At 36.4% G+C, this 17649-nt stretch carries 15 protein-coding genes; 8 read left to right on the top strand and 7 right to left on the bottom strand.

Annotated elements, in window-relative coordinates; all coding sequences use genetic code 11:
• The first annotated feature begins 4 nt into the window (after positions 1-4).
• The 6 genes from argJ to EHQ43_RS04165 are packed head-to-tail and all read left to right on the top strand — an operon-like array spanning position 5 to position 7806.
• Entirely contained in the window at positions 5-1159 is a 1155-nt protein-coding gene (gene argJ / locus EHQ43_RS04190) for a bifunctional glutamate N-acetyltransferase/amino-acid acetyltransferase ArgJ (protein ID WP_135753421.1), read from the top strand.
• Positions 1156-2424: a hypothetical protein gene (locus tag EHQ43_RS04185; RefSeq protein ID WP_135770205.1), complete on the top strand. Its 1269-nt coding sequence runs from the start codon at positions 1156-1158 to the stop codon at positions 2422-2424. Before argJ ends, EHQ43_RS04185 begins: the two co-directional genes overlap by 4 nt.
• Positions 2421-4790: a SpoIIE family protein phosphatase gene (locus EHQ43_RS04180; RefSeq protein WP_135770204.1), complete on the top strand. Its 2370-nt coding sequence runs from the start codon at positions 2421-2423 to the stop codon at positions 4788-4790. The genes EHQ43_RS04185 and EHQ43_RS04180 overlap by 4 nt, the downstream gene beginning before the upstream one ends.
• A gap of 15 nt (positions 4791-4805) precedes the next feature.
• Positions 4806-5687, top strand: a complete 882-nt coding sequence (locus EHQ43_RS04175; RefSeq protein WP_135753424.1) for a M50 family metallopeptidase — start codon at positions 4806-4808, stop codon at positions 5685-5687.
• Between the two features lie 57 nt (positions 5688-5744).
• Positions 5745-6677: a UDP-glucuronic acid decarboxylase family protein gene (locus tag EHQ43_RS04170; RefSeq protein ID WP_135753425.1), complete on the top strand. Its 933-nt coding sequence runs from the start codon at positions 5745-5747 to the stop codon at positions 6675-6677.
• A gap of 1 nt (position 6678) precedes the next feature.
• Positions 6679-7806, top strand: coding sequence for a Re/Si-specific NAD(P)(+) transhydrogenase subunit alpha (locus EHQ43_RS04165; protein WP_135753426.1), 1128 nt, complete (start codon positions 6679-6681; stop codon positions 7804-7806).
• Positions 7807-7848: 42 nt separating this feature from the next.
• Here the strand turns inward: EHQ43_RS04165 and EHQ43_RS04160 are convergent, their stop codons facing one another.
• Genes EHQ43_RS04160 through EHQ43_RS04140 form a run of 5 tightly spaced genes read right to left on the bottom strand, consistent with a single transcriptional unit; the run spans position 7849 to position 13751 of the window.
• Entirely contained in the window at positions 7849-8745 is an 897-nt protein-coding gene (locus tag EHQ43_RS04160; RefSeq protein ID WP_135753427.1) for a lysophospholipid acyltransferase family protein, read from the bottom strand.
• Entirely contained in the window at positions 8742-9275 is a 534-nt protein-coding gene (locus tag EHQ43_RS04155) for a phosphatase PAP2 family protein (RefSeq protein ID WP_135739992.1), read from the bottom strand. The genes EHQ43_RS04160 and EHQ43_RS04155 overlap by 4 nt, the downstream gene beginning before the upstream one ends.
• The gene (gene hisS, locus EHQ43_RS04150; RefSeq protein WP_135770203.1) at positions 9272-10585 is read right to left on the bottom strand and encodes a histidine--tRNA ligase; all 1314 of its coding nucleotides are present in this window, start codon (positions 10583-10585) and stop codon (positions 9272-9274) included. The genes EHQ43_RS04155 and hisS overlap by 4 nt, the downstream gene beginning before the upstream one ends.
• Before the next feature lie 27 nt (positions 10586-10612).
• Positions 10613-11737, bottom strand: a complete 1125-nt coding sequence (locus tag EHQ43_RS04145; RefSeq protein ID WP_135739994.1) for a DUF1577 domain-containing protein — start codon at positions 11735-11737, stop codon at positions 10613-10615.
• Between the two features lies 1 nt (position 11738).
• On the bottom strand, positions 11739-13751 hold the full coding sequence (locus EHQ43_RS04140) for an OmpA family protein (protein WP_135739995.1): 2013 nt from the start codon (positions 13749-13751) through the stop codon (positions 11739-11741).
• A gap of 93 nt (positions 13752-13844) precedes the next feature.
• Between EHQ43_RS04140 and folP the strand changes: the two genes are divergently transcribed.
• Complete coding sequence (gene folP, locus EHQ43_RS04135) at positions 13845-14660, top strand: dihydropteroate synthase (RefSeq protein ID WP_135753432.1); 816 nt, start codon at positions 13845-13847, stop codon at positions 14658-14660.
• A gap of 66 nt (positions 14661-14726) precedes the next feature.
• Here the strand turns inward: folP and EHQ43_RS04130 are convergent, their stop codons facing one another.
• Together EHQ43_RS04130 and EHQ43_RS04125 are read right to left on the bottom strand one after the other, a co-directional pair.
• Positions 14727-15650: a tetratricopeptide repeat protein gene (locus EHQ43_RS04130; protein WP_135739997.1), complete on the bottom strand. Its 924-nt coding sequence runs from the start codon at positions 15648-15650 to the stop codon at positions 14727-14729.
• A gap of 1 nt (position 15651) precedes the next feature.
• Entirely contained in the window at positions 15652-16557 is a 906-nt protein-coding gene (locus EHQ43_RS04125; RefSeq protein ID WP_135739998.1) for a tetratricopeptide repeat protein, read from the bottom strand.
• A 108-nt stretch (positions 16558-16665) separates the two neighbouring features.
• Between EHQ43_RS04125 and mpl36 the strand changes: the two genes are divergently transcribed.
• Entirely contained in the window at positions 16666-17544 is an 879-nt protein-coding gene (gene mpl36, locus EHQ43_RS04120; RefSeq protein WP_135739999.1) for an RlpA family plasminogen-binding lipoprotein MPL36, read from the top strand.
• The last annotated feature ends 105 nt before the right edge of the window (positions 17545-17649 follow it).

The raw sequence follows: 17649 nt of genomic DNA, 5'->3' as shown, positions 1-17649 counted from the left end.
AAATATGAAGTATCCTTTGGGATTTTACTCCTTTGGCAAAAACATCGGCATCAAAGATGCAAGTTTAGATTTTGCAGTTATTTATTCTGATGTGCGTTGCCAAGCAGCAGCCGTTTTCACTCGGAATAATTTTCCTGGAGCTCCCATTTATGTTGGCCGAGACCATATCAAAGACGGATACTTACAAGCCATCGTCATCAATTCAAAAAATTCAAATGTTGCGACAGGTGAAAAAGGTATTCAAGATTCTTACCAAATTTGTGAAACATTGGCAAATTCACTTGGAATCAAAAAAGAAGATATCTTACCATCTTCAACAGGAGTGATTGGTGTCCCACTTCCGATTGAAAAAATCCTAACAGCTTGTTCGAATGCGAAAGAAAATCTAAAACCTGGAAATTTGGATGAAGTGGCAGAAGCCATCATGACAACTGATACCAAGAAAAAAATTTCCTATCGCACAATTTCACATGAAGGCAAAGAAGGAGTGATGTTTGGGATAGCCAAGGGTGCGGGTATGATCGAACCCAACATGGCAACAATGTTATCATATATCCTTTGTGATTATTTACCCGAATCAAATAACCTCAACGGAATTTTAAAACATGTGGTAGACCAAACTTATAATTGTATTACAATCGATTCGGACACTTCGACGAGTGATACAGTGGTACTAATGTGTTCTGGAAAACTCGGATCCATCCCTGATGATCAATTTGAATCTACTCTAAATGAAATTGCCACTGAACTTTCTAAAAAAATTGCGAGGGATGGAGAAGGTGCAAGTAAACTCATTGAACTAACTGTCACAAAAGGGAGAGATGAAAACCAAGTCACAAAGATTGGTAAATCAATTTTGAATTCACCACTTGTTAAAACTGCAATTTATGGAGGGGATCCCAATTGGGGGAGATTTATTATGGCAATCGGGAAAGTGTTTGATGAACCTATTCCATATGATCATCTAGAGATTCAATTAGGTGGAATTTCTGTAAAAGGTGCAAACAATGAAACAAAATCAAAGTTAGCCGAATACTTAAAATCGAACGAAGAAATTTTTATCACTGTGGAACTAAATACAGGAAACATTCAAAAAACATTTTGGAGTTGTGATTTCACCGAAGGTTACATCCAGGAAAACGCATATTACACTACATGATCTCCAATAAGTTAAAAAATACATTTAAATACTTTTTACCTTCAAGTTATCAATTAAAACTTTCGGTTACAAATTTATTCACTCGTACTGTTTTTATCTTAATGGTTTACATTTCTTATTTTATCATCATTCTACAAATACCAGAAAGTATGTCCTATCGTCTTGAATTGGCATTGCTTCTCACCTGCGCATTTTCTCTCATCTTATATCTGCCTCTCATTGAACGTTTAACTAGGTATATGCGAACAAAGTTTTTATCAGAATACCTGACAGAAGATGCCGAATCATATCGCCAGGCCATTAAACGATTTAATTTTGACTCTTTGATTAAGAATGTTTTTCCAGATATGGTGAAAATTACCGGAAGCCAATCTGGTACAATGGCAGTACTCACCCAAAATGGTACTTTTGCATTTCACTCTTATTTTCGAGGTAGACAGAAAAAATTAAGTCCAACGAAAGATATTGTTGTTAAATCCAGTTTTCAATCATTCTTACTTGCCAATCGAAATGGAGCATCGGTTGCAAATACGTTTTCAAATGAGAACATCAATAATGACTTTATGGAACTCCATGCAAATTATATACACCCATTCATCTTTCGAGAAAAATTATTTGGCTTTATCGCAGTATCTAATATTCCAAATTCGGATGCAAGTCACAGTTTATCATTGTTAGCAGGACAATCGGCCCTAACGATTCACAACCATATCCTCTCTTATCATATTTCCGAAAACAAAAAATACCAAAAAGAAGCAGAGTATGCTGTGCGTGTTCAAAACTTATTGGAAACAGGAACAATACCTAAAATTCTGGGTTGGGAAATTACTCCGTTTAAACGAACCAATCGAAACTTAATCGAATTTTTCCAAGTAGAAGATGGAAGTTGGTTTTTTGTTATCCTAAATGCTGGCAAATCCTACCAACATATCGGGATCATACTTTCTTATATTTTGGGAGTTGTATATTCTCAATCTAGGTTAAAACTTTTAAAAGGATTTTCAGATATCAAAACACTGATACAATCCACATTTCAAAAGTTAGACTGGAAAGAAAATTTTGAAATGATCATTGGTAAAATTGGTTATTCCGAATTGTATATCATCCAAGAAGGGAAACAATTTAAAATCTTAAGAAATTCGGAAGAAGTAGTCGCAAGTATGGGTTGGAAAAATATGATCAGCATGGACAAGGGACCCATCATCATCCAACAACGAGGAGAACCTGTTTTAAAATTTAATTTTAATGAGTCCGAAATTATATGAGAGAACTAGCGATTACAATCCTTTCATCTCTTCTATTTTTTCTGATTTTATTTTTTTCCTTTATTGGAGTTCAAAATAGCTCCAAGAGACTTCCATTTTATTATTTCCCCTCAGGTTTGATCGTCAATATTGGTGAAGAAAACAAAACCCATTGGGGAAATTCTATTGTTCTTTCTGACTTAGAAATCTTTGAATCCATACAAGACCTTACAATTTCAGATACATATCGACTCAAAATCCAAAAATCTAATGGAGAAATATACGAAGAAGATTTTAAACTGAGAAATGTTCACAAAACAGATGTTTTGGGAGTATTTTTTTCCGATTTATTTTTAGCCTTTTTTAGTTTAGCGATAGCAGTATACTTTTACTATTCAACAAGAGATGCCTTAATCTTTGGTTTTTTCTTTAATTTTGGATTAATCATTCTTTCAAATGTTTTTGTTTTAGCATTTAAAAATTCGATTTTTCTTTTTATCTTAACCTTGTATTTGGGGAGTTTTCTACAATACCATTTGATCTATCGACTACGAGGAAAAGAAATTAATTCAAAATGGTTATTACCCCAAGTTTTGATATCCTTTATCATGGCGATGATCGCTTCTCAAGAAAGATACGATATGATTTTAATAGAACGTATTGCCATCATAGCACATGCGATCACGGTTTTATTTGGATCTATTAATATTATTGCAAATATATTTGAGTTAATACGGTCAAAACCACAAGAAGAAGCTCTGTTAAAAAGGTTGGTATTGGTTTTTTCCATTGTTCTTTATGTGGCATTGCCAACGAGTATTTTATTCTTTGATGGTTATCCTTGGTTTTATGTGCACCGATCTTTTTTTATTTTTACTTATTTATTGTTTATCTTAAGTTTTTTTTACGGAACCTACCGTTATACCTTTGTTCCATCTTTTGTGATTTTTACTCCAAGTATTGTCACTTTGATTTTGGTAGCCATCATATTAGGAACTTACATTGGTTCTATTTTTGTATTAGATTATATCTTACCCATTCGTTATCTCAAAGATCGATGGGTTTTTAATTTTATCTTTTTGTTTTTGGTGACTGCTTATTTAATTCCATTAAAGTTAAAGGTAAAAGAACTTTTTGATTATTGGTTTTTTGAAAAAAATCCAAAACTAAGTGCAGGCATCAATAAAATTACTGCTCTTTTGTCTTCACCTCTTTCGATGAGAAAAACAATTCTCACAATCAATAAAACAGTGAAGGAAACTGTAAATGTTTCCAATTTAATCATCCTAATTCCTGGTGACCAATTTGCAAATACGGATCTAAGAAATATCGATTTTATGCGAATCTCTCCACAGTCTGAAATTTGGAATTATTTCAAGAGTACGGACAGAGTTACAGTCACATCACATTTAGAATATGGAATTGGTCTTAGAGAAACTCTTTATAATTTTCTAAAAGGTCTACAAATCCAACTAGCATTCCCTGCCTATGATTCATCTTCTAATAAAAAAAATATCCAAGCGATGATACTGATTGGAGAAAAGTTAGATAAAAAATATTTTTCCATCGGTGAATTAAAGTTCATTAACGAAGTTGTTAAAATCTCAGGAATGTTACTTGAAAACTATAGTTTACTCGAAGATGAGATTCAAAAACGTAAAATTGTCAGGGACATCCAAACTGCATCGATTGTTGATAATACGTTACGTTTAATCTTACCAAGTGAAGTCAAAGGTATCGATTATGGTTACATTTCGAAACCAGCAGTTGGTATTTCAGGTGACTATCTTGATATCATACCAGTCTCAAATACAAAAATGATCGTTTTGTTAGGTGATGTAGCAGGACATGGATTAGGCACTGGATTTTTAGTAAGCGCGATTAAAGGAATTGTAAGAGAACAATTGCGAAATGGAACTTCTCTCGAAGGTTTATTCAGAGAGATCAATTCCTTCTTTCGCGCTAGATACAAAGGTAATGAATTTATGACATTACTCGGCGGGATTTTTGATTCCACTGAAAATGTTTTTAAGTATGTCAACGCCGGCCATCTTTCACTGATTGAGATGCGAGCTGATGGCCAAATCAAATTACATTCTAAAACCCAACGTGTTCTTGGAATCTTAGAAACAGATTACCATGTTCAGGAATTAAAATTATTACCTGGAACAAAACTATTTTTATATTCCGATGGGATCTCAGAAGCCTTTAGTGAACGAGATGAAATCTTCGGTGAGGATACTCTCATCGATTTTTTACACTACAATGCAGACAAAACCGTCAAAGAAATTCCTCCCCTTCTAGATCTTCGCATGACCCAATTCAGAGGAAATCGAGAACAATCAGACGATATTACATTTATTGGTCTTTCTTTTACTCCAAATTAGCCGATAGTAAAACCGATGATGGCAGAAAAACCGGTTAAGTTTGTCATTTTTTTATCTCTCATCTTGAGTTTAGTAGCTTTTTGGGACCACCAATTCACTTCCTACTTAAAAGAATTTGTGGTATTGATCCATGAAATTTGCCATGCAACCGCGGCTTTGTTTAGTGGAGGAGTGGTAAAAGGAATCGCCCTTCATGGCAATGAAGGAGGAGAAACAATTGCTGTGCCTGCTTCCTTTCGCGGCTCTTTCATTTTGGTTGTCTCAGCAGGATACATTGGATCTTCGCTTGTTGGAGCTTTTTTATTACGGTTAGGATTCCAAGGACATCATGCTCGCCAAACAATGATATTATTTGGTTTGTTTCTTATTTCTGTGAGTGTGCTGTATTCCAAATTAGGTGATTTGGCCTATTTTACAGGTATTTTTTGGGGTGTTGGAATCCTTGTTGTAGGAATGTTAGGTGAGACTGCATCCATTCTCTCACTTGTTTTTTTGGGAACCAGTATCTCATTGTATTCATTATATGATTTATCAGATTTTGCAGATCGAATCACGGAAACTGATGCTGGTATTCTCGCATTTTGGATGGCAGGTCTTGGACCAGAAGATTTACAAAACCAAGAAATTCCAACAGTTGTCCTTATCCTCGGTTATTTAATCGCCACCCTTTGGTCCCTCTTAAGCATAGGCATCATTTTTATGTCCCTACGAACTTCACTTTCCCATGATGAAGTCCACCAGGCAACCGATCCTATGGAACAATTTGAACGATTCCCTGGAGAACTCTCCCCCGAAGCCAAACTTTGGTTGGAAAAACGTGGAGTAGATCCAGAAAGTGGGATCGTTTTACCACCAAATTTCTTCCTTGATCCACCTTCTAAAGACAAACAAGGTTAGTCCTTCTCGCAAATTTTCATTTGCGTAGGACACCGACTTCACAAATATAGAATCTCAATGGCAAAAAGAATTCTCATTACCGGGGGAGCTGGGTTCATCGGGTCTCATCTGGCAGAAACCTTACTCAATGCTGGAAACAAAATCATCGTTTTGGATAATTTTCATACAGGTCGGAAGGAAAATTTGACTCATCTCCTTTCCCATCCAAATTTTGAACTCATCCGTCATGACATCACTGATCCAATCAAATTAGAAGTGGATCAAATCTATAATATGGCATGCCCTGCATCGCCAGTCCATTACCAAAGTAATCCAATCAAAACCATCAAAACCAATGTACTCGGTATGATGAATATGTTGGGTTTGGCAAAACGTGTCAAAGCGAGGATCTTACAGGCAAGTACTTCAGAAGTTTATGGCAATCCTTTGGAACACCCACAAACCGAATCATATTGGGGTAATGTCAACACGATAGGGATTCGCAGTTGTTACGACGAAGGAAAACGAGTCGCGGAGACATTGTGTTTTGATTACCAGAGACAACACGGAGTCGACATTCGAGTAATTCGAATTTTTAATACCTATGGTCCAAGGATGATACCTGATGATGGCCGTGTGGTTAGTAATTTTATTGTCCAAGCCTTACGCGGTGAGGACATTACCATTTACGGCGATGGAAGCCAAACACGTTCGTTTTGTTATGTTGATGACCTCGTAAAGGGAATTATAGACATGATGAATGTAGAAAACTTTATTGGACCAGTTAACCTTGGAAACGATGGTGAATTTACTGTTAAAGAATTGGCGGAACTTGTCATCAAAGAAACAGGAAGTAAATCAAAAATCATTTACCTTCCACTTCCACAAGACGACCCATCCAGAAGAAAACCAAATCTAAGTTTGGCGAAAGAAAAATTGAATTATTCAACCACTGTTCCACTTGTGGAAGGTGTAAAAAAAACCATCGAATATTTTAGCAAAAGAGTATAAAATGAAAATAGGCGTAATCAAAGAACCATCATATGAAAACCGAGTTGCGATCACACCAGATGTGATCGATCCACTAAAGAAGTTGGGATTCACAATTTCAATTGAATCGACAGCCGGTGACAATGCATTTTTCTCCGACCAAGATTATAAAGATGCTGGTGCTTCTGTAGAATCGAGAGACTCTATTTTATCTGGATCTGATATTGTTGTATCAATTCATGCTTTGGATGAAGCGAGTGCTAAAAAAATCGGTAAAGATAAACTATACATCGCAACTCTCTCACCTTTGGCTTTCCCTAAAAAAGTAAAAGAAATCGCAACTTCCTCATTCAAAATCTTTTCGATGGATACTATTCCAAGGATAACTCGTGCCCAATCGATGGATGTTCTCAGTAGCCAAGCAACAGTTTCAGGTTATAAGGCTGTATTACTAGCGGCTTCTAATTATAGCCGATTTTTTCCAATGTTAACAACCGCTGCAGGGACAATTACGCCGGCAAGAGTATTAATTCTTGGAGCTGGAGTTGCAGGATTACAAGCGATTGCAACCTCACGCAGATTAGGTGCTGTAGTAGACGTCTTTGATACTCGCCCTGAAGTCAAAGAGCAGTGTATGTCCCTTGGCGCTAAATTTGTGGAAGTAGAGGGTGCAGCTGATGCATCAAACACAGGTGGTTATGCAGTAGAACAATCAGAAGACTACCAAAGACGCCAAAAAGAAGCAATTGCAAAATATGCCGAAAAAGCTGATATCATCATCACTACAGCACTCATTCCTGGAAGGAAAGCTCCTGTTTTAATCACAAAAGAAATGGTAGATAAAATGCGACAAGGCTCAGTAATCGTTGACCTTGCTGCGGTAAATGGTGGGAACTGTGAATTGACAGAAAATGATAAGACCATTGTTTACAAAGGTATCACTATCATTGGAAACTCAAATCTTCAAAGTACACAGCCGATGGATGCAAGTAAAATGTATGCAAAAAACATCGTAAACTTTCTCAAATTGTTTGTGAACAAAGAAAAACAGTTCATTATCAATTTGGAAGATGAGATCATCAATGCATGTATGATTGCTGAAAATGGTGCCATTCGCCATAAACCGACACTGGCGCTTTTAGGAGAGTAATCACATAAAAAAGGTCAGAGATTCTCTGACCTTTTTTTTATTTTAAACCACTTGAGGTTGAGTTCTCCAACGACGGTGGACCCAAAAATATTGTTCTGGAAATAACTTAACTTCTTCTTCCAAAGTTTTAGTCCAAAGTTCCGTATAATGACGAATCACATCATCTTTATTTGGGAATAACTTTTTATCCACAAATCCTAAATCTTTAACACGTACAATGACTTTCCCATTTTCACCAGCTAACACTGAATAATACAACATTTTAGCACCAGTTAAATATGCCATAAGTGCCGGACCAACAAATGTCGATGCTTGCCTATTCATAAATGGTACAAAAATCCCAGCCTTACCTGCATTTTGATCTGCTCCAAAACCAATCCAATATCCTTGTTTGAGTAATTTGATGACTTGAGTGGACTCTTCCACAGGTACCAAAACCACCCCATTTTTAGAACGCATTCTTTTTAAAAGGGTATCAACAAAAGGATTTCTCACTTTTTTGTAAATTCCACCACCCTTCATTCGAATTCCTAAAAATTGAACCAAGATTTCCCAAGTTCCAAAATGACCCGAGATTAAAATAACACCTACACCTTCTTTTTTAGTATCTTCTTCAATTTTTAAACTAGTTTCATCAACTTCTAGGTATTTATCCAACCAAGCACGCGTCATACGAGGAGCCCAAAGAGTGTGGGCAAGTAAAATTCCTAAATGGCGGTAGTGGGCTTTGACTAAATCTAAAATTTGACTTTCTGAATATTCAGGGAAAGCATATCGAATATTTTCTGCTGCGACCTTTCTATGTTTTTTATCAAACTTATAAATCAAGTTGGTTAAAAATATTCCATACGACAAACACAACTTATACGGAAGCACCTTAAAAGGAAAATAAAACAAATATACTATAAGAAAGGAAAAAAAATATCCGATGTATTTCATAATGTTATCAATACGGGCCAAAACAAATAATGGATAGTGACAGCAATTAAACCAATACTAAATCCAATGACCCAACCTCCAATTATATCACTGACGAAGTGGTGCAAAGTGATTAACCTACCCACTCCTGCAAACAAACTAAAGAAAAAGAAATATGGTGTTTCTCTAAAAGCAAACACGAGAATTGTAGCCACAACAATTGAATTTGCACTGTGAGCAGAAGGAAACGAATGTTTCATATCAGGATTAGAGTCGATTTTTCCCATAACACTGACTAGGGGACGTTTCCTAGCAAAATACTTTTTTAGTACCAAAACCAATCGATCAGTAGCATAAGTAAATACTAAAACAAATGGCAAACTGATATAAACAGGTTTGTACAATTCACTGATAAACATCAAAGGTAATAAAACAAGAGCAAACATTTCACCTCGATTGATTCGAGACAAAACCCAACTTAAATTTTTATGATGTAAGTGTTTTTGAATCCAAGTGGATAGTTTTAAATCAATTGTATTTATCCAATTCATTTCGAAAGCTCTTCTTTGATCTTTTGAAGTGCTTCCGCAAAACTAAAAGTAAATTGATCTCTAGTTACCATATCTTTTAAAGTTATGGTACCAGTTTTGATTTCATCTTCTCCGCGAAGTAAAATCCATCGATATCCTTTCTTTTCAGCATAGGAAAGTTGTTTTCCCATTTTTTGAGAAACTAACGAGACTTCTACATTGATTTTTTCTTTCCGCAACTCTTTTGCAAAATTATGGTTTTCTGTATAGGAAGAATCATCTAAAAGTGGTATATACACCGTTGATTCATTTGCAAAATTAGGCAATAAATTGTGGGAAGTTAAAAAGTTTTGTAACGTCACATCACCCAATCCAAATCCAATCCCTGTTAATTCTTCGTTAGAAAATAATCCAATTAAATTATCATACCTTCCACCACCATACAAAGACCTTTTGTTTTGTGGAGATGTATCAAAGATTTCAAAAATAAAACCTGTATAATAATCAAATCCTCTAACAACAGAAGGATCAAAGAAAATGATGTCATCCAAGCCAATCGTTTTGATATCCTCAAACAATCCATTAATGGATTCCAATGTAACTTCTTTTATCCCTGGGATTTGGTTTAAAGTGGCAACTGAAGCATTTAAGAATAAATCGATTTTAGAAACAGCTGTTGGATCGTTAGGTATAGTTTTATTAACTAAAGCTACATATTCATCTTGAGTAATTTTATTTTTTTTATCTAAAATTTTCGAAACTTCATGAGCTTGGTTTGGGCTAACTTTAAGTCCATCTAACAAAAATTCGTCGAGTAAAGACCTATGCGAAATGGTAACTTTAAAACTATTCTTAGGTGCGCCAAATGCAAATAAAATATCACAGGCTAAGGACAATATTTCTAATTCAGCTCGGCTTCCCGGCACGCCAAACATATCGACATTCAATTGCCAGTGTTCTCGCAGTCTTCCATGCCCGGGTTGTTCGTACCTCCAAAGGTTTGGGATAGAAAACCAACGAATAGGCCTTGGTAACTCTCTTAATTTTTTAGCAACCATTCGTGCGACAGTTGGAGTCATTTCAGGACGTATGGCAACTTCACGATCACCCTTATCGATGAAGTTATAAATTTGTTTCCCAACAATTTCTTCACCAGTTTTTGCTCGGTACAAATCCAATGATTCTACCATGGGACCATCATATTCTTCGTAACCATAGGATCTTACAACGTCTTTCATGACGGAAAATAAATAGTTTCGAAGGCGCATATCTTCGGGATAAAAATCCCGAGTGCCTTTATAGTTTTCTGTTGTTAGTTTTTGTTCTTTCAATGATTGGCTCCTATTGAACCGCGCAGTTTAATTAAAAAATTCAATGAGACTATGATAAATCTCTTTGGCTTTTTTATCTCCGCTTACACCAGTGATCCTTCCACCTAATCGATAAAAATCATTCACTTCTTCCAAATGACGCAATTCAACTGCCATTCGGATTGGAGCCTGTAATTTAAAATTGATATCCAAGGTAAAAGTTGGTTTCACTTTCAATGCTTTAATAATTTCCATATCGTTCACTTCCAAGGCAACTCCACCCCGGGAAACGTTTAAAACGTTTTGTTTGATATCAAGAATATGGGTATTAGAATCCATAATTCTTTCTTGAAACGTACGTTCAACCTCTTTAAACAAATCCAACACTTCACTTGGAATTCTGGTGCGTTCCGTTTCTAGAGAAAGGTATGCGAAAAAATGCATTTCCTTCATTTGAATGAATAAGGGATAATAAATATACGAACCTATTTTTTTTCTTTTGTATTCGTTTACTTTATCATCAAGCAAGAACTCATCTTCAAAAGTTTTTTTGGGATCAAAAACTTCATCCGAATTGAATGATTCAAAAGTTTCAGTATCCAGAACAAAAATTGGTTTTTTATGTTCTTTCATCAATTCAACCTCATCGCTATGAATCGTTCCCGAGAGGAAAACAACTTTGGATTGAGGATAATTTCGAAGAACTGTCCTTTGGATATCTGATAGAATAACTTGCGAACTTACGCCTGTTAGTTTAGAAAAATCAATATTTGTTTTAGCTATTAAAAAGTTTGAAGCAACAACATTACCTCTAACTTTTTCATTTCTCGGATCCTGCCTAGTTGTATATGTTTGCCTACGATCAATCGCTTTACCAAGTAACAAATTGTCTTTTTGATTTTGCAGTTCGTAATCGATTTCGACATGGAAACTTGGTGTTGCTTGGATCGTAAATATTGTTTCGATCATTTCGGGCATTGTTTCCAATTCCCAGATATGTGCTCCGTCACCACGTTCTCCTTTAAACTTCACTTTAACTGATGAGTCGTATCCTTTTAAGTACAACCCATTACCAGCCATCATTTGTTTAAAAAACTCTGGCAAAACACGGACAGCTTCTAAAGGAACATACTCTCGATCTTGGTCGAAATGAATTTTAACTCGATTGATCATATCAGTCTATCTTCTTGAAATTCACACGTCTATTGCGTGATCTTCCTTCTTCTGTTTCATTGTCTGAAATTGGTTGGGAGTAATGGTAAGCTTGTACTTTCATTCGTTCCTTTGGAACACCTTTCAGACGTAAGTATTGGTATACAGAGAGAGCTCTATCTTCACTTAGATTGATGTTGTATTCTTTATTCCCTATATTATCGGTGTGTCCACCAATTTCAACTTTTTCATTCTTATGTTGGATGAGGAAGTCGGCCAAAAGGTCCAGTTTTTTCTTATCTTCATCACTCAACGTTCGTTCATTGAACGGGAAATAAATAATTGTATTATATAATTCATCAAAATCTTTTAAATTCCTCAGATACAATACCGTTTCTTTGCCCGACATTTCGGAAATTTTTTCTTTCGGGAACAAAAAGGTTTCTTCTTTAAAACCTTTCGCACGGGCTAAGATTTCAAAATCCATTGTAGGTGTTTGATCCAAATCAAAGTGGCCATCTTTCGAAGTTAAGGATTTCCCTTTCCTGGTCAAATCATCAAAGTAAAAACAGATTGCATTGGGAATTACCAAGTCTGTTTTTTTGTCTTTAACGACAAAACGAATGCCTTGGATGGTTTTGTCTGGGCGGTTGTCCTTTGTAGGCCGGATTGGTTGTAAAATGATCTGGGAATATTGTTCTTTGTCTTTTCCTACATTCCCTCGAAGGTCGAGTAAAATTTCCGTTGGATGGAAACCTGGAGAAGACACTTCTACTCTATATAGTTTTCCTGTTTTGATCGTAGTGCGAAAGTTTTCCGCATCTTCAGTGGATAAATCTCCACCAATACGTTTGGAAGTAATCACTTGAATGGGTTTTGTATCATCATAAATTTTTAATGTGGAGTCAAGACCTATCATTATCGCTTCTGATCCATCAAGGACTAAACCTCGAAATACAAACTCATAAGTGCGTCTAAGGTCTTCTGGCACCATCGTACGGTAAATATCAAACTGGCCTTCGCCACCAGGTCGGTTGGATGCAAAGTAAAACCAAAGGTCATCAAAAGTGACAGAAATCCCTTCGTTATCACTTTCCTCCCATAAACTATAAGTTGAATAATCTGAAGGTGTATCAAATGGAAATCCAGTTGATTCGCCTGACAAGGGTTGGTTGGTGTTAAATGGATTACCAAGTAATTTGGGTATTTCAAAGACTCCATTCAATTCATTGTATTCACTATAATAAAAACTAAACTTACGATTTTTGTCCCCTCGGTTGGAACTAAAATACAAACGAAGACCATCCCAATGAAAATTAGGACTGATTTCATCTTCACCTGTATTGATGATAGGACCCAGAGAAATAGGTTTCTGCCAAATTCCATCCCTACATTTGATTTTTGGTTTGTCTGGGTTTTTTTCCGTATCTTTTGTTGTTGGTTCTCGTTTGGAGATCCATAAATCGAATCCACCGAGACCACCTGGTCTATTGGAAGAAAATACAACCGAACAACCGTCAGGCGAAATAGCCGGCATTTTATCTTCGAAATTTGAGTTGATTTCGTTTAAATGAATGGGTACTGACCAAAGTCCAGTCCTTTGGTTAATTTTCGTATAATAGAGGTTTAATCCGTCATATCCTTCTCTGTTTTTTTTGGTGTCTTTCTGAGACTTATCGCGAACGGATGTAAAGTATAGTTCGTATGGTTTTTCTTCTTCATCAAAAAGGATAGAAAACATTCCTTCGAAATTGGTCGTATTGAGCTCACGAAAATTTTTCGGTGCTGACCAGACTGGCAATTTCATACGGTCGGGAAAACTTAAGTTTTCAGAAATCCATATGTCCATCCCACCTTCCCCACCTGGGCGATTGGATTGGAATACCAAATACCTTCCTGTTGGCGAAATGATCGGGTTGTATTCCACATTTTGGGTGTTGAGAGGTGGGTAAAACCTTACATCCTTCACTTTCGGAAGTGGTTGGCTTAGGAGTGGAAACACCGAAATGAATAAGGAAATAAGGATTTTTTTCATCTGCCGTCTCTCCTATGTATCGGCTGAACGGAATTTTCTGCCAAGGGAAAAATATGGCTTTAAGAGTGAGCCCACCAAGGAATCCTCTAAATCATGGCTGAAATCTTCGGAATCTTAAACATCACCACTGACTCATTTAGTGACGGAGGCAAGTTTTTAAACCCAGATGATGCCATTCGGAAAGGAGTCCAACTCCTCCAGGAAGGAGCCGACTGGTTGGATGTCTCAGGTCAGTCTTCTAATGTCGCTGCTGAGTTAGTGGAAGAGGAGGTAGAATGGAATCGTGTTGAACCTGTCATTCGTTACTTTGTGCCAAAAGGTGTTCGAATCAGTTTGGATAGTTTCCGTCCCAATGTGCAAAAAAAAGCAATTGAGGCTGGAGTTCGCTGTTTGAATGACATTACTGGATTTACCTACGAAGGAGATAGGGATTTTCTAAAAATCTATGGGCAAAAATATCCTGATCTAAAATTCGTCATTATGCATTCGCATAACAATAATATTGCGAAAATTAAATCCACATTATCACCTGAAAAAGTGATCAAAAAAATCCAAATTTTTTTCCGAGACAGAAGGAACGAACTATCATCCTTCGGTATTGAAGAGTCAGCTATCTTTTATGATCCAGGAATGGGTTTTTTCCTCAGTGACGATCCTATGGTTTCCTTTCGGGTTTTACAAGATTTGGAAATCTTAAAATTAGAATTTCCACAACTGATGGTAAGTGTTTCAAGAAAATCTTTTTTAGGGAATGTATTGGGAAATTTACCAATCGAAGATAGGGAATTTGCGACACTAGCATGTGAATTACATCTATTAAAAAACAAAATTCCTTTCATACGGACGCATAACGTACTTAAGCTGAGACAAGCTGAAAAAATTTGGAATTTGTGCCAAGACAATGATTAAAGGAATTTTTCCTTTGGAAATAGACTCCATCAATTTAATGAACTTATTTCTAAGTGATAGATTCAATTAACTCCTTCCTGTTCGTACTGCTTTTCTCACGTCTTTTCCTTCTTTTGATAGAGTTGGAAAAAAAACAGACTCTGGTACTGAATATCCTTTTTCTTTTGCCTTGCGGTAATATGGTAACAAAGAATCCCATTTTGGATTGTCTTTTAAAACAAGAAGAGTATCTCTCCACAGTTCCAAAAAATGAATTTCTGATTTTTCATTGGGTGATGCAGATTCAGCCCACTTAAGTGCGAGCTCATACCGACCCAATTCATAATTCCCTTTCAAAAAATAAAAATGATAGTCCTTATTTTTTTTAGCGGATACTTCCAATGATTTTGCATAATCCAACAAACTATACCAATTCCCTTTGTGAACTTGGATGTCGGCCATCCCATACAATGCATTTTCATGGAAAGGTACAACTTCTAAAATTTGGTTAAAATAACCTTCAGCAAAGGGAAAGTTACCTACTTGCAAATAATAATTGGCGAGTTCTTCATAAGCATATAACTCCCAACCTTTCACTCGGGAGAGAGCGTCGAGTAGAATGACCTTCTCTTCAATTCTCAGCCTTAAATCCAATTCTTTCAGAATGGTTTGGTAGGTAACAGAACTCCGCGATGGAGATTCCCTGGTTACTTTTTGTTTGAGAATTTCATACTCATCCAATAAATAATAAAATCGCAGACGATTGAGATGGACTGCTACTTCATTTGGGTTTGATAAGATACAATTGTCCCAAGTGGCCGCAGCCGAATCCAATTGGATTGTTTTGGTGAATCGAATTCCTTCTTCATTACATTCTTTTGTTTTTGGATTTGTTGATTCTAGAAACAACGTATCGGATTCCAGAATGTCTTGTTTGGCGATTGGGTAACGACAAAATTCCAATCCAAACAAGGAAAGGAGGAAAAAACAAATGTATTTGGTTTGTTTCAATTTAGGAAGTTCCGTCAGTATCTGATTTTTCCTTCATCTTTTGAGCAAATACCAAATACTGCATCGCTTTTTCTGGGTTTCCATTGAAAAGATACAATAAACTTAAATCCAACGCTTCTTGTGGGTCAGGAGGAGCAAATTCGTCAGGATTCTCTTTTGAAAGTTCCAATTTGGTCTTAAATTCTTTTAATTTCTGTTTTGCTTTCGATTGGATTCGTTCCAAACTTTCTTTGGCTATTGCATCATCTTCTTGCCAGGTTGATTGTAAACTTTCGTTAAAATGAGTGAATCCAACATCTTCTTTTACCATTGTTGTCAGTAAATTTGCGGATGCTTTATAATTCCCTTGTTTGGCTAAAATTTCTGATTGGATGATTTTTAATTGGGCATTCCCAGGATATAAAATCAAATAACGCTCTATCATTTTTAAACTTTCTGGAAAACGATTCCTTTCGTAATAAAACATCGCAAGCCCTCCTAAAGCTGATTTATGGTTTGGTTCGATTTTAATGACATTATTAAGATACACTTCAGTTTTATCATCGTGACCCAATTTCTGATAAGCTTGGGCGAGTAACAAGTGAGCTGAGATGAATTTTTTTTCAAAGGATAATGTTTGTTTTAGAAAACTGACTGCTTTTTCCGTTTCATCATGTTTATAAAGAGAAACTGCCAAATTATAACAGTTCTTCACATTCGCATGTAATTTATATGCTTTCGAAAATAGAGGAATTGCTTCTGCGTGTTTTCCTTGTTTGGCGTAAATCACACCCAAATTTTGTAAGGCCAAATGATAATCTGGATTTTTTTCAAGAAGGGATTTGTATTGGGTTTCGGCACGTTCCCACTCACCATTTCGCTCCAAGCGGACTGCTTCATTGAATAGAGCCTGAATTTCCTGTGCCATACAAAGCGATTATCGTTTCAGAATCGATTCTCCCCCTAGAAATTTTATCACGAGATTGGAAAAACCATCCGAAAGGTACACACAAGAGTCCAGAGAAAGGGGAAAATTATGCAAAGACTCATACTCATTACGATTTTAATGTGGTTCGTGTCCTGCAGTTCTGCAGATGCCACGCGTAGGGATTATAGTGCTTCCGGAGATCCAGAAGATATTTTCTTCGAACGTTCACAAAAAAACAAAACATCCGGAGCCAATGGATCAAATGACCCTGTGGCAAGATCGATCATGGATGATTTGGATTCAAAGTCCAAACCAACTACGGCACAAACTGAATTACCAACCAAAAAACCAACGACTCAATTTGATGAAGTGGGACTTTCTTCTTGGTATGGACAAAAATTCCAAGGCCGTCCGACAGCCAGTGGAGAACCTTTTGATCGAATGAAGATGACTGGTGCACACCGTACACTTCCAATTGGGACCGTTGTGAAAATCCAAAACCTCGAAAACCAAAAGGAAGCTGTTGTCAGAATCAATGACAGAGGGCCTTTTGTTGATGAAAGGATTGTTGATGTTTCTGAAAAAACAGCCGAGATCTTAGAATTTAAAGACAAAGGGATCACAAAAGTTGGAATCAAAGTCCTCAAAAAAGGGGAAGATGAACTTGCCGATGATTTAGATGATTCGGACCTTTTAGATGATGCCCCTACAAAACCTGAAAAATTGACTCCTGTCAAACCTGGTGTGACAAAACCAATTGCAACAGGCAAAGGTTTTACTGTTCAAGTCGGTGTTTTCCAAGAGAAAGAAAGAGCCATCAAATACCAGGAAACCATCAAGTCAGAATACAACCAAACTGTCTTTGTGACTCCAAGAGATGGAAAATACGTCGTCCAAGTTGGGGATTTTTCAGACCGCGCTAAGGCTGAATCATTGAAGTCCAAATTGAAATACGACGGAATTGATTGTTTTATCGCAACTCGTTAAACCTTTCCTCTTTCTTCCGAGCAAAAAAGTACAGCGCTGATTTGCTCGGAGTGGATGGAAAATGAATTGATTTCACATTTTCTCCTGTTACGATTTCGTATTAAA

The sequence above is a fragment of the Leptospira bouyouniensis genome (assembly GCF_004769525.1).
Lineage (GTDB): Bacteria > Spirochaetota > Leptospiria > Leptospirales > Leptospiraceae > Leptospira_A > Leptospira_A bouyouniensis.
Note: the sequence above shows the minus strand (reverse complement) of the source record. Positions and strands in the feature narration are given on the sequence as shown.

Coding starts and splice junctions, on each gene's coding strand:
- EHQ43_RS04180 (WP_135770204.1), top strand. CDS start 2,421: ATGAGAGAACTAGCGATTACAATCCTTTCATCTCTTCTATTTTTTCTG.
- EHQ43_RS04175 (WP_135753424.1), top strand. CDS start 4,806: ATGATGGCAGAAAAACCGGTTAAGTTTGTCATTTTTTTATCTCTCATC.
- EHQ43_RS04165 (WP_135753426.1), top strand. CDS start 6,679: ATGAAAATAGGCGTAATCAAAGAACCATCATATGAAAACCGAGTTGCG.
- EHQ43_RS04125 (WP_135739998.1), bottom strand. CDS start 16,557: ATGGCACAGGAAATTCAGGCTCTATTCAATGAAGCAGTCCGCTTGGAG.
- EHQ43_RS04155 (WP_135739992.1), bottom strand. CDS start 9,275: ATGAATTGGATAAATACAATTGATTTAAAACTATCCACTTGGATTCAA.
- mpl36 (WP_135739999.1), top strand. CDS start 16,666: ATGCAAAGACTCATACTCATTACGATTTTAATGTGGTTCGTGTCCTGC.
- EHQ43_RS04160 (WP_135753427.1), bottom strand. CDS start 8,745: ATGAAATACATCGGATATTTTTTTTCCTTTCTTATAGTATATTTGTTT.
- EHQ43_RS04185 (WP_135770205.1), top strand. CDS start 1,156: ATGATCTCCAATAAGTTAAAAAATACATTTAAATACTTTTTACCTTCA.
- argJ (WP_135753421.1), top strand. CDS start 5: ATGAAGTATCCTTTGGGATTTTACTCCTTTGGCAAAAACATCGGCATC.
- EHQ43_RS04140 (WP_135739995.1), bottom strand. CDS start 13,751: ATGAAAAAAATCCTTATTTCCTTATTCATTTCGGTGTTTCCACTCCTA.
- EHQ43_RS04145 (WP_135739994.1), bottom strand. CDS start 11,737: ATGATCAATCGAGTTAAAATTCATTTCGACCAAGATCGAGAGTATGTT.
- folP (WP_135753432.1), top strand. CDS start 13,845: ATGGCTGAAATCTTCGGAATCTTAAACATCACCACTGACTCATTTAGT.
- EHQ43_RS04170 (WP_135753425.1), top strand. CDS start 5,745: ATGGCAAAAAGAATTCTCATTACCGGGGGAGCTGGGTTCATCGGGTCT.